General features: G+C 62.7%; 10 protein-coding genes. All 10 read left to right on the top strand.

Features of this window, described 5'->3' with window-relative positions; translation table 11 throughout:
* Window positions 1-98 precede the first annotated feature (98 nt).
* Entirely contained in the window at window positions 99-2,228 is a 2,130-nt protein-coding gene (gene flhA / locus BJQ17_RS22895) for a flagellar biosynthesis protein FlhA (RefSeq protein WP_003254410.1), read from the top strand.
* An 11-nt stretch (window positions 2,229-2,239) separates the two neighbouring features.
* Window positions 2,240-3,547, top strand: coding sequence for a flagellar biosynthesis protein FlhF (gene flhF / locus BJQ17_RS22890; RefSeq protein ID WP_064614941.1), 1,308 nt, complete (start codon window positions 2,240-2,242; stop codon window positions 3,545-3,547).
* A 93-nt stretch (window positions 3,548-3,640) separates the two neighbouring features.
* Window positions 3,641-4,474, top strand: a complete 834-nt coding sequence (gene fleN / locus BJQ17_RS22885; protein WP_070096688.1) for a flagellar synthesis regulator FleN — start codon at window positions 3,641-3,643, stop codon at window positions 4,472-4,474.
* Complete coding sequence (gene fliA, locus BJQ17_RS22880; protein ID WP_003254406.1) at window positions 4,471-5,211, top strand: RNA polymerase sigma factor FliA; 741 nt, start codon at window positions 4,471-4,473, stop codon at window positions 5,209-5,211. The genes fleN and fliA overlap by 4 nt, the downstream gene beginning before the upstream one ends.
* Before the next feature lie 107 nt (window positions 5,212-5,318).
* Window positions 5,319-5,693: a chemotaxis response regulator CheY gene (locus BJQ17_RS22875; protein WP_010955070.1), complete on the top strand. Its 375-nt coding sequence runs from the start codon at window positions 5,319-5,321 to the stop codon at window positions 5,691-5,693.
* Between the two features lie 21 nt (window positions 5,694-5,714).
* The gene (locus BJQ17_RS22870) at window positions 5,715-6,503 is read left to right on the top strand and encodes a protein phosphatase CheZ (protein ID WP_003254403.1); all 789 of its coding nucleotides are present in this window, start codon (window positions 5,715-5,717) and stop codon (window positions 6,501-6,503) included.
* 12 nt (window positions 6,504-6,515) lie between these two features.
* Window positions 6,516-8,765, top strand: coding sequence for a chemotaxis protein CheA (locus BJQ17_RS22865; RefSeq protein WP_054889625.1), 2,250 nt, complete (start codon window positions 6,516-6,518; stop codon window positions 8,763-8,765).
* A gap of 46 nt (window positions 8,766-8,811) precedes the next feature.
* Window positions 8,812-9,924 (top strand): chemotaxis response regulator protein-glutamate methylesterase, encoded by a 1,113-nt coding sequence (locus tag BJQ17_RS22860; RefSeq protein ID WP_003254400.1) that lies wholly within the window; start codon window positions 8,812-8,814, stop codon window positions 9,922-9,924.
* Complete coding sequence (locus tag BJQ17_RS22855; protein ID WP_003254399.1) at window positions 9,924-10,664, top strand: flagellar motor protein; 741 nt, start codon at window positions 9,924-9,926, stop codon at window positions 10,662-10,664. The genes BJQ17_RS22860 and BJQ17_RS22855 overlap by 1 nt, the downstream gene beginning before the upstream one ends.
* A 3-nt stretch (window positions 10,665-10,667) precedes the next feature.
* The gene (gene motD, locus BJQ17_RS22850) at window positions 10,668-11,525 is read left to right on the top strand and encodes a flagellar motor protein MotD (RefSeq protein WP_003254397.1); all 858 of its coding nucleotides are present in this window, start codon (window positions 10,668-10,670) and stop codon (window positions 11,523-11,525) included.
* Window positions 11,526-11,638: the final 113 nt, after the last annotated feature.

The raw sequence follows: 11,638 nt of genomic DNA, 5'->3' as shown, positions 1-11,638 counted from the left end.
TCTTTTCGTGTGGGTGTCTGCCAAAGTTGGAAGGCTTCTTGCAAAGCCACGCCCAGGCGCCCCCTGGGCGTCAAAGTTTTGCATCAAGAGGACTCGCGGTGGATCGCACTCAGTTAATCAGCAACGCCCGCAACAACCTGGCCGGGCTCGGCCGGGGCAACCTGGGTGTGCCGCTGTTACTGCTGGTGATGTTGGCAATGATGATGTTGCCGATACCGCCGTTCCTGCTCGACGTGTTCTTCACCTTCAACATCGCCCTGTCGATCGTTGTGCTGCTGGTCTGTGTATACGCCCTGCGCCCCCTCGACTTCGCCGCGTTCCCGACCATCCTGCTGGTGGCCACGTTGTTGCGCCTGGCCCTGAACGTGGCGTCTACCCGTGTGGTCATGCTGCATGGCCAGGAGGGCCACGGCGCTGCCGGTAAAGTGATCCAGGCCTTTGGTGAGGTGGTGATCGGCGGTAACTACGTGGTCGGTGCCGTGGTGTTCGCCATCCTCATGATCATCAACTTCGTGGTGGTGACCAAGGGCGCCGGGCGTATCTCGGAAGTGAGTGCGCGTTTCACCCTCGACGCCATGCCCGGCAAGCAGATGGCCATCGACGCCGACCTCAATGCCGGCCTGATCGACCAGGCCCAGGCCAAGCACCGCCGTGCCGAGGTGGCGCAGGAGGCCGAGTTCTACGGTTCGATGGACGGTGCCAGCAAGTTCGTGCGCGGCGACGCCATCGCCGGCTTGCTGATCCTGTTCATCAACCTGATCGGTGGCATGCTCATCGGCATGCTGCAGCACAATATGTCGTTCAGCGAGGCCGGCAAGGTCTATGCCCTGCTGACCATTGGTGACGGTTTGGTGGCGCAATTGCCATCACTGCTGCTGTCCACCGCCGCCGCGATCATGGTCACCCGTGCTTCAGGCTCTGAAGACATGGGCAAGCTGATCAATCGGCAGATGTTCGATTCGCCCAAGGCGCTGGCGGTGTCGGCGGGGCTGATGATCGTCATGGGCCTGGTGCCGGGCATGCCGCACATTGCCTTCCTCAGCCTCGGCCTGATGGCGGCCGGCGGCGCCTACCTGGTGTGGAAGAAACAGCAACAGGCCAAGGTCAAAGCCCAGCAAGAGGCGCAGCGTCAGCAGGACCTGCTGCCCTCGCCACAGCGCGCGCTGGAAACCAAGGAGCTGGGTTGGGACGACGTCACCCCCATCGACATGATCGGCCTGGAGGTCGGCTATCGTCTGATCCCGCTGGTCGATCGCAACCAGGGCGGCCAGTTGCTGGCGCGGATCAAGGGCGTGCGCAAGAAGCTGTCGCAGGACCTGGGCTTCCTGATGCCCACCGTGCACATTCGTGACAACCTCGACCTGCAGCCCAGCGCCTATCGCCTGACCCTGATGGGGGTGATTCTGGCCGAGGCGGAGATCTACCCGGACCGCGAACTGGCAATCAACCCTGGGCAGGTGTTTGGCACCCTCAACGGTATTGCCGCGCGCGACCCGGCGTTTGGCCTGGAAGCGGTGTGGATCGACGTCGGCCAGCGCTCACAGGCGCAGTCGCTGGGTTACACCGTGGTCGATGCCAGCACCGTGGTGGCCACCCACCTCAACCAGATTCTGCAGAAACACTGCCACGAGCTGATCGGCCACGAAGAGGTTCAGCAGTTGCTGCAGGTGCTGGCCAAGGCATCGCCTAAACTTGCAGAAGAGCTGGTGCCGGGTGTCATTTCCTTGTCGGGGCTGCTCAAGGTGCTGCAAGCCCTGTTGTCGGAACAGGTGCCAGTGCGCGATATTCGCAGTATTGCCGAGGCCATCGCGAACAACGCCGGCAAGAGTCAAGATACCGCCGCACTGGTGGCGGTGGTGCGCGTCGGATTGTGTCGCGCCATCGTGCAAAGCATTGTCGGCGTTGAGTCGGAGCTTCCAGTGATTACCCTGGAGCCAAGGTTGGAACAGATTTTGCTGAATAGTCTGCAAAGGGCCGGGCAGGGTCAGGAAGATGGTGTTCTTCTGGAGCCTAGCATGGCCGAGAAGCTGCAACGTTCGCTGATCGAGGCGGCCCAGCGCCAGGAAATGCAGGGTCAGCCGGCCATCCTGCTGGTCGCCGGCCCGATCCGCGCCATGTTGTCGCGTTTCGGTCGCCTGGCTGTACCGAATTTGCATGTTCTGGCGTATCAGGAAATACCGGACAACAAGCAAGTCACCATCGTTGCCACCGTGGGCCCTAACGGCTGAGGTAGGGGATAATGCAAGTTAAGCGATTTTTCGCCGCCGATATGCGTCAGGCCATGAAACTGGTCCGTGACGAGCTGGGCGCCGATGCCGCAATCATTGGCAACCGCCGCATTGCCGGTGGTGTCGAGCTGACGGCCGCGCTGGACTACAAGCTGTCCGCCCTGGCCCCGCGTGTGCCCAACGCCGAGCTGGAAGAAGAGCTGCGCAAGACCCACACGCGCATTGCCACTGCCCAGGCCGAGCTGGACCAGCGTCAGGACAGCAGCGACAACAACCGCCAATTGTTCGCCGGGCAATCTTTGACCGCTGCCGAACCGTTGATCGAGCCGCACGTCGATGCCCCTGAGGCCGCTGCCGCACCGGCTGCTGCGCCGGTTGACCCACGTCTGTTCGATGCCATGCGCTCGGAGCTGTCGGGCCTGCGCGAGCTGCTGGAAGTGCAACTCGGTTCGCTGGCCTGGAATCAGCTGCAGGGCAGCAAGCCGCAGCAGGCCAACCTTTGGCGCCGCCTGCAGCGCATCGGCCTGTCCGGGCCGATCGCCCGCGAGCTGCTGGACCTGACCGCCGAGATCGAGGAACCGCGCCAGGCCTGGCGCATGCTGCTGGCTCACTTGGCGCGGATGATCGAAGTGCCTGAAATCGAGCCGATCGAAGAGGGCGGGGTGATCGCCATGGTCGGCCCGGCGGGCATGGGCAAGACCACCACCCTGGCCAAGCTGGCCGCGCGCTACGTGCTCAAGTACGGCGCGCAGAACCTGGCGCTGGTGAGCATGGACAGCTTCCGTATCGGCGCCCAGGAGCAGCTCAAGACCCTGGGCCGCATCCTCAACGTGCCGGTGACTTACGTCGACCCGGGCCAGTCGCTGGCAGCAGCGCTGGAGCCACTGCTGCGCAAGCGCGTGGTGCTGATCGATACTGCCGGCCTGCAAGCCAGCGACCCTGCGCTGCGCATGCAACTGGAAACCTTGGCCGGGCGTGGCATTGCCGCGAAGAACTACCTGGTGCTGGCCACCACCAGCCAGAAGCAGGTGCTGACCGCCGCCTACCACAGCTACAAGCGCTGTGGCCTGGCCGGCTGCATCCTGACCAAACTCGATGAAACGGCAAGCCTTGGCGATGTGTTGAGCCTTGCCATCAGTCATGAACTGCCAGTGGCCTATCTTACCGATGGCCCACGCATTCCTGACGACCTGCACCTGCCAAGGGGCCACCAGTTGGTCACGCGGGCGGTGAATGTGCAGCAGCAGGACGAGCCCAGCGAAGAGGCCATGGCCGACATGTTCGCTGATCTCTATCACAACCCACGGCGAGCGGGTTGACCATGAAGCGTGTGCAAAGTCGCTATGCCAAGGGGCACGCAGAATTGCCCTACGTGTGGCCTGAGTCCCAGCGAGACAAGGTAAAGAACAGACATGGGTAGCATGCATCCCGTACAGGTGATCGCCGTGACCGGTGGCAAAGGTGGCGTCGGCAAGACTAACGTTTCAGTGAACTTGTCCCTGGCGCTGGCCGAGCTTGGCCGCAGGGTCATGCTGCTGGACGCCGACCTGGGCCTGGCCAATGTCGACGTGTTGCTGGGCCTTACCCCCAAACGTACCCTCGCCGATGTGATTGAAGGGCGTTGCGAGCTGCGTGACGTGATGCTGCAGGGCCCCGGCGGTGTGCGCATCGTACCGGCAGCCTCGGGCACCCAGAGCATGGTGCATCTGGCCCCGGCCCAGCATGCCGGGCTGATCCAGGCGTTCAGCGAGATCGGCGACAACCTCGATGTGTTGGTGATCGATACCGCTGCGGGTATCGGTGACTCGGTGGTCAGCTTCGTTCGCGCCGCCCAGAAAGTGCTGCTGGTGGTGTGTGATGAACCTACCTCGATTACCGACGCCTACGCGTTGATCAAGCTGCTCAATCGCGACTATGGCATGAACCGTTTCCGTGTGTTGGCCAACATGGCGCAGAGCCCGCAGGAAGGGCGCAACCTGTTTGCCAAGCTGACCAAGGTCACCGACCGCTTCCTTGACGTTGCCCTGCAGTACGTGGGTGCCGTGCCGTACGACGAGTGCGTGCGCAAGGCGGTGCAGAAGCAGCGTGCCGTCTACGAAGCCTTCCCTCGCTCCAAGTGTGCGCTGGCCTTCAAGGCGATTGCCCAGAAGGTCGACAGCTGGCCGCTGCCGGCCAATCCGCGCGGCCATCTGGAGTTCTTTGTCGAGCGCTTGGTGCAACCCACCAGCGCGGGACCCGTACTATGAACGCCAGCGGCTTCAAGATGTACAGCCGGGCGGCGAAGGACGCCCAGTACGAGCTGATCGAACGCTACGCCCCGCTGGTCAAGCGCATCGCGTACCACCTGTTGGCGCGCTTGCCGGCCAACGTACAAGTCGAGGACCTGATCCAGGCCGGCATGATCGGCCTGCTGGAAGTGGCCAACAAATACGACGCCAGCAAGGGCGCCAGCTTTGAGACCTACGCCGGCATCCGCATCCGCGGGGCCATGCTGGACGAAGTGCGCAAAGGCGATTGGGCACCGCGTTCGGTACACCGCAACACCCGTATGGTCAGTGATGCCATGCGTGCAGTTGAGGCCAGAACAGGCCGTGACGCTAAAGATCATGAAGTTGCTGCCGAACTCCAATTGAGTCTCGATGATTACTACGGGATCTTGAACGATACCCTGGGCAGCCGCCTGTTCAGCTTTGACGACCTGTTGCAGGACGGCGAGCACGAAGGGCTGCATGAGGATGGCGCCAGTGGCCAGGTCGAACCTGCGCGCGGCCTGGAGGAGGAGCGCTTCCAGGCTGCCCTGACCGAGGCCATCGCCAACCTGCCGGAGCGTGAGCGCCTGGTGCTGGCGCTGTACTACGACGAAGAGCTGAACCTCAAGGAAATCGGTGAGGTGCTGGGTGTCAGCGAGTCGCGGGTCAGCCAGTTGCACAGCCAATGTGCCGCGCGCCTGCGCAGCCGCCTGGGGGAATGGCGGGCGCGTTGAGCCCACTGTCGTTGCAGTCGTTTTCCACGTTGTACCGAATTGAATGAGTGCGTGCTCGGTAGGCCGAGCGCGTTTGAGACTGCTTGGAGGTCTAATTGGACAAGAACATGAAAATCCTCATCGTTGACGACTTTTCGACGATGCGGCGGATCATCAAGAACCTGTTGCGTGACCTGGGTTTCACCAACACCGACGAAGCCGATGACGGCACCACGGCGTTGCCGATGCTGGAAAACGGTCACTACGACTTCCTGGTGACCGACTGGAACATGCCGGGCATGTCCGGCATCGACCTGCTGCGTAAAGTGCGTGCCAGCGACAAGCTGAAAAGCATGCCGGTCTTGATGGTGACCGCTGAAGCCAAGCGCGACCAGATCATTGAAGCGGCACAGGCCGGCGTCAATGGTTACGTGGTCAAGCCGTTCACCGCTCAGGTGCTCAAAGAGAAGATCGAGAAGATCTTCGAACGCGTCAACGGCTGAGTCACGTCAGGGGGGCGCGTCATGGATTCATCACAAACGTCTTTGGGCGAGTTCGAGTCGACCCTGAAGAAGCATGCTCAGGAGTTGGTCGAAAGCCTGGAGCGGGGCCGTTTCGGCGAGGCGGTGCAGTTGATTCACGAACTGAACCAGACCCGCGACCGCGGCCTGTACCAGGAAGTCGGCAAGCTGACTCGCGAGCTGCACAGTGCCATCGTCAGTTTCCAGATCGACCCCACCATGCCGCAGGCAGAAGAGGTGTCGCAAATTACCGACGCCACCGAGCGCCTGTCGTATGTGGTCAAGCTGACCGAGGGCGCGGCCAACCGCACCATGGACCTGGTCGAGGAAAGCACACCGGTGCTCAATGAGCTGGCCAGCGAGGCCAAGGCCCTGAGCACCGACTGGCAGCGCTTCATGCGCCGCGAAGTGGCTGCGCCGGAATTCCGTGATCTGGTCAAGCGAGTCGACAGTTTCCTGACGCACAGCGCCGAGGGCAACCGCAAGGTTTCCGGGCACCTCAATGACATTTTGCTGGCCCAGGACTATCAGGACCTGACCGGCCAGGTGATCAAGCGCGTCACCGCACTGGTGACCGAGGTGGAAAGCAACCTGCTCAAGCTGGTGCTGATGGCCAGCCAGGTCGACCGCTTTGCCGGTATAAAACATGACCACGATCAATTGCGTGCAGAAAAAGATCGAGAAAAACATCCGACTCGGGGTGAAGGTCCGCAGATTCATGCCGATAAGCGTGAAGACGTCGTGTCCGGTCAGGACGATGTCGATGATCTGCTGTCCAGCCTTGGTTTTTAAGGAGCACGTTTGATGAGCTTCGGCGCCGATGAAGAAATCCTCCAGGATTTCCTGGTAGAAGCCGGCGAAATTCTTGAGCAATTGTCCGAGCAACTGGTCGAGCTGGAAAGCCGACCTGACGATGCCGACCTGCTCAATGCGATCTTTCGCGGTTTCCACACTGTAAAAGGGGGCGCCGGCTTCCTCCAGCTGAACGAGCTGGTGGAGTGCTGCCATATCGCCGAGAACGTGTTCGACGTCCTGCGCAAAGGTGAGCGCCGGGTCGATGCGGAACTGATGGATGTGGTGCTCGAGGCACTGGATACGGTCAACAGCATGTTTGGCCAGGTGCGTGAGCGTGCCGAAGTGACACCAGCCACCCCCGCACTGCTGGCAGCGTTGTCGCGCCTGGCCGAACCTGGCGCAGCCGAAACTGTTGCAGCGCCTGCACCGGCGCCGGTTGCCGACGTGTCGGTTGCCGCGCCGGCCGAGGCCGAGGAGCAACACCAGGACATCACTGACAGTGAATTCGAGCAGTTGCTCGATTCGCTCGATGCGATCAAGGCGCAAGCGGCGGCCGACGAGCAGATGCAGGGCGAGACTGTCAGCGGTGCGGGTGATGAAATCACCGACGCCGAGTTCGAATCGCTGCTCGACCAGTTGCACGGCAAGGGCCAGTTCAATGCCGAGGTTGCCGCGCCGCCGGTGGCCGTCAGCAGCGAAGCGGTCAGTGATGAGATCACCGACGCCGAATTCGAATCGCTGCTCGACCAGCTGCATGGCAAGGGCACCTTCCAGGCTGGCGCCTTGCCAGCCGCCCAGGCACCAGCGCCTGCCGCACCCGACAACAGTGCCGCCAGCGATGAAATCAGCGAGCACGAGTTCGAAGCCCTGCTGGACCAGTTGCACGGCAAGGGCAAGTTCGGTGGCGATGTTGCCGCTGTAGAGGCCCCGGCTGCTGTCCAGGCGCAAGCGCCGGCTGCCGCCAAGGCCGAAAGCCCGCCGGTGGCCAAGCCCGCTGCCGCGCCAGCGCCAGCGCCTTCGCCGGCCAGCAAACCTGCCGCGGCGCCTCGCGCGCCGGCCCCGGCCGCTGAAAAGCATGCCGCCAGCGAAGCGGAAACCACGGTACGCGTCGATACCGCGCGCCTGGACGAGATCATGAACATGGTCGGCGAACTGGTGCTGGTGCGTAACCGTCTGGTGCGCCTGGGCCTGAACAGCGGCGACGAGGCCATGTCCAAGGCGGTGTCCAACCTTGACGTGGTCACCGCCGACCTGCAGACCGCGGTGATGAAAACCCGTATGCAGCCGATCAAGAAGGTCTTCGGCCGCTTCCCGCGCCTGGTCCGCGACCTGGCGCGCCAGTTGAAGAAAGAGATCAATCTGGAGCTGGTCGGCGAAGAGACCGACCTTGACAAGAACCTCGTAGAAGCCTTGGCCGACCCGCTGGTGCACTTGGTGCGCAATGCGGTCGACCACGGTATCGAGATGCCCGACGAGCGTGAAACGTCTGGCAAAGCCCGTACCGGCCGCGTAGTGCTGTCGGCCGAACAGGAAGGCGACCACATCCTGCTGTCGATCTCGGACGACGGCAAGGGCATGGACCCGAACATCCTGCGTGCCAAGGCCGTGGAAAAGGGCCTGATGGACAAGGACGCCGCCGAGCGCCTGAGCGAGTCGGACTGCTACAACCTGATCTTCGCCCCTGGCTTCTCGACCAAGACCGAGATTTCCGATGTGTCCGGGCGTGGCGTGGGCATGGACGTGGTGAAAACCAAGATCTCCCAGCTCAACGGCTCGATCAACATTTTCTCGGCCAAGGGCCAAGGCTCCAAGATCGTCATCAAGGTGCCGCTGACCCTGGCGATCATGCCCACCCTGATGGTGATGTTGGGCAACCAGGCGTTCGCCTTCCCGCTGGTCAACGTCAACGAGATCTTCCACCTCGACCTGTCGCGCACCAACGTGGTCGACGGCCAGGAAGTGGTGATCGTGCGCGACAAGGCGCTGCCGCTGTTCTACCTCAAGCGCTGGCTGGTCCAGGGCCAGGTGCACGAAGAGCAGCACGAAGGCCACGTGGTGATTCTGTCGGTCGGCACCCAGCGCATCGGTTTTGTCGTTGACCAACTGGTGGGCCAGGAAGAAGTGGTCATCAAGCCGCTGGGCAAGATGCTGCAAGGCACCCCGGGCATGTCCGGGGCCACCATTACCGGCGACGGTCGCATCGCGTTGATTCTCGACGTCCCGAGCATGCTCAAGCGTTACGCCGCGCGGCGTATTTGATTTCGGTGGCGCGCCCTGGCGGGTTGCGCCGCCTAATGGAGTGTTTATGGCAGTCAAGGTCCTGGTGGTGGATGATTCTGGTTTCTTCCGCCGCCGTGTCTCGGAAATCCTCTCGGCGGATCCAACGATCCAGGTAGTGGGTACCGCGACCAACGGCAAGGAAGCAATCGACCAGGCGCTGGCGCTCAAGCCCGATGTGATCACCATGGACTACGAAATGCCCATGATGGATGGCATTACCGCCGTGCGGCACATCATGCAGCGCTGCCCGACGCCCGTATTGATGTTCTCGTCGCTGACCCATGAAGGCGCCCGCGTCACCCTCGACGCGCTGGATGCCGGCGCAGTGGACTACCTGCCGAAAAACTTCGAGGACATCTCGCGCAACCCTGACAAGGTCAAGCAGTTGCTGTGCGAGAAGGTGCACACCATTTCGCGCAGTAACCGCCGGATCGGCAGCTATGCCAGAACGGCGCCGGTCGCCGCGCCAGCGCCCGCCAGCACTTTCGCCAGCCAGGCGCAGACGCGCCCGGCAGCGCCTGCCCGTGCAGCGGCCCCGACACCGGCGGCCTCGCAGTCGCCGGCACCCAAGCGCAAACCCTACAAACTGGTGGCCATCGGTACCTCCACGGGGGGGCCGGTGGCGCTGCAGCGGGTACTGACCCAGCTGCCGGCCAATTTCCCGGCGCCGATCGTGTTGATCCAGCACATGCCGGCGGCGTTCACCAAAGCGTTTGCCGAACGCCTGGACAAGCTGTGCCGCATCAGCGTCAAGGAAGCCGAAGACGGCGACATGCTGCGCCCGGGCCTGGCCCTGCTGGCCCCCGGTGGCAAGCAGATGATGATCGATGGCCGTGGCACAGTGAAGATCCTGCCCGGCGACGAACGCCTGAACTACAAGCCGTGCGTGGACATTACCTTCGGTTCGGCGGCCAAGTCGTACGGTGACAAGGTGTTGTCGGTGGTGCTCACCGGCATGGGTGCCGATGGCCGCGAGGGCGCGCGCCTGCTCAAGCAGGGGGGCAGCACGGTGTGGGCCCAGGATGAAGCCAGCTGCGTGATTTATGGCATGCCCATGGCCATCGTCAAGGCCAACCTGGCGGATGCCGTGTACAGCCTGGATGAAATCGGCAAGCACCTGGTGGAGGCGTGCGTCTGATGGATGTCCTCAGCCTGATCGGTTTGATTCTGGCTTTCGTTGCCATCGTCGGTGGCAACTTCCTTGAAGGCGGTCATGTCGGTGCTCTGGTCAATGGCCCGGCGGCTCTGATCGTGCTGGGTGGCACCCTGGCGGCGGCGTTGTTGCAGTCGCCGCTGTCGTCGTTCAAGCGTGCCTTGCAGATTTTGCGTTGGATCCTGTTTCCACCGCGGGTCGATCTGGCGGGCGGCATCGACCGTGTGGTGAACTGGAGCCTGACCGCTCGCAAAGAAGGCCTGCTGGGCCTGGAAGGGGTAGCGGACAGCGAGCCCGACCCCTATGCGCGCAAGGGCCTGCAACTGCTGGTGGATGGCGCCGAGCCGGAAGCGATCCGCAGCATCCTTGAGGTCGACTTCCTTACCCAGGAAGGCCGTGACATCCAGGCAGCCAAGGTATTCGAAAGCATGGGCGGCTATGCGCCGACCATCGGCATCATCGGGGCGGTCATGGGCCTTATCCATGTGATGGGCAATCTGGCCGACCCGTCGCAACTGGGCAATGGCATTGCCGTGGCCTTTGTCGCGACCATTTACGGTGTGGCCAGTGCCAACCTTGTGCTATTGCCGGTCGCCAGCAAGCTCAAGGCCATCGTCATGCGCCAGTCGCGCTACCGTGAAATGCTGCTCGAAGGCCTGCTGTCGATTGCCGAAGGTGAAAACCCGCGCTCGATCGAGCTGAAGCTGCAAGGCTTCATGGAGTAACCCATGCGTCGCCGTCGTCATACCGAGGAACACGAAAACCACGAGCGCTGGCTGGTGTCGTACGCCGACTTCATCACGTTGCTGTTCGCCTTCTTCGTGGTGATGTATTCCATTTCCTCGATCAACGAGGGTAAGTACAAGGTTATTTCCCAGGCTTTGCTAGGGGTATTCAACGACCCCGAGCGCAGCATGAAGCCGATCCCGATTGGCGATGAGCAGCCGCTGAGCGTTCGCCCGGCCCAACCGCTGGTCAAAGACAGCGAGCAGACCGAAGCGGGCCTGGCGGCGACCAATGTCGACCCGTTGAAAACCATCAGCGATGACGTGCGCGATGCCTTCGGCGACCTGATCAACAGCGACCAGATGACTGTGCGCGGCAACGAGCTGTGGGTGGAGATCGAGCTCAACTCATCGCTGCTGTTTGGCAGCGGTGATGCGATGCCCAGTGACAAGGCGTTTGCGATCATCGAGAAGGTGGCCAACATCCTCAAGCCGTTCGCCAACCCGGTGCACGTCGAAGGCTTCACCGACAACCTGCCGATCCGCACCGCGCAGTACCCCACCAACTGGGAGTTGTCCTCGGCGCGCGCGGCCAGCATCGTGCGCCTGCTGGCCATGGAGGGCGTCAACCCGGCACGCATGGCTTCGGTAGGCTACGGCGAGTACCAGCCGGTGGCCAGCAACGATACCGCCGAAGGGCGCGCACGCAACCGCCGGGTGGTGCTGGTGATTTCCCGTAACCTGGAAGTGCGCCGCAGCCTGACAGGCTCGGGCAGCGCCAATGCCACACCGGATGCCGCATTGCGCCGTGCTGGCACACAAAGTGCACCGGCAACACGAGCAACAGTGGCGGGGCAGTGATACGTCAATTCCCCGTCGCCGCTGTCCCCTGCAGGCGCGGGTTTACCCGCGAGCCGGGCGACGCGGTGTATGGCACCGGTTGCACCGGTGTTCGCGGGTAAACCCGCTCCTAC

Origin of the sequence: Pseudomonas sp. NBRC 111139 (genome assembly GCF_001753955.1) — a bacterium.
GTDB classification, from domain to species: Bacteria; Pseudomonadota; Gammaproteobacteria; order Pseudomonadales; family Pseudomonadaceae; genus Aquipseudomonas; species Aquipseudomonas alloputida.
The sequence above is the reverse complement of the archived record's forward strand: the minus strand, read 5'-3'. Positions and strand labels throughout refer to the sequence as shown.

Bases quoted from the DNA above. Each gene is read 5' to 3' on its own strand.
- fliA (WP_003254406.1), top strand. From the start codon at position 4,471: ATGAACGCCAGCGGCTTCAAGATGTACAGCCGGGCGGCGAAGGACGCC.
- BJQ17_RS22855 (WP_003254399.1), top strand. From the start codon at position 9,924: ATGGATGTCCTCAGCCTGATCGGTTTGATTCTGGCTTTCGTTGCCATC.
- flhF (WP_064614941.1), top strand. From the start codon at position 2,240: ATGCAAGTTAAGCGATTTTTCGCCGCCGATATGCGTCAGGCCATGAAA.
- motD (WP_003254397.1), top strand. From the start codon at position 10,668: ATGCGTCGCCGTCGTCATACCGAGGAACACGAAAACCACGAGCGCTGG.
- fleN (WP_070096688.1), top strand. From the start codon at position 3,641: ATGGGTAGCATGCATCCCGTACAGGTGATCGCCGTGACCGGTGGCAAA.
- BJQ17_RS22865 (WP_054889625.1), top strand. From the start codon at position 6,516: ATGAGCTTCGGCGCCGATGAAGAAATCCTCCAGGATTTCCTGGTAGAA.
- BJQ17_RS22875 (WP_010955070.1), top strand. From the start codon at position 5,319: ATGAAAATCCTCATCGTTGACGACTTTTCGACGATGCGGCGGATCATC.
- BJQ17_RS22870 (WP_003254403.1), top strand. From the start codon at position 5,715: ATGGATTCATCACAAACGTCTTTGGGCGAGTTCGAGTCGACCCTGAAG.
- BJQ17_RS22860 (WP_003254400.1), top strand. From the start codon at position 8,812: ATGGCAGTCAAGGTCCTGGTGGTGGATGATTCTGGTTTCTTCCGCCGC.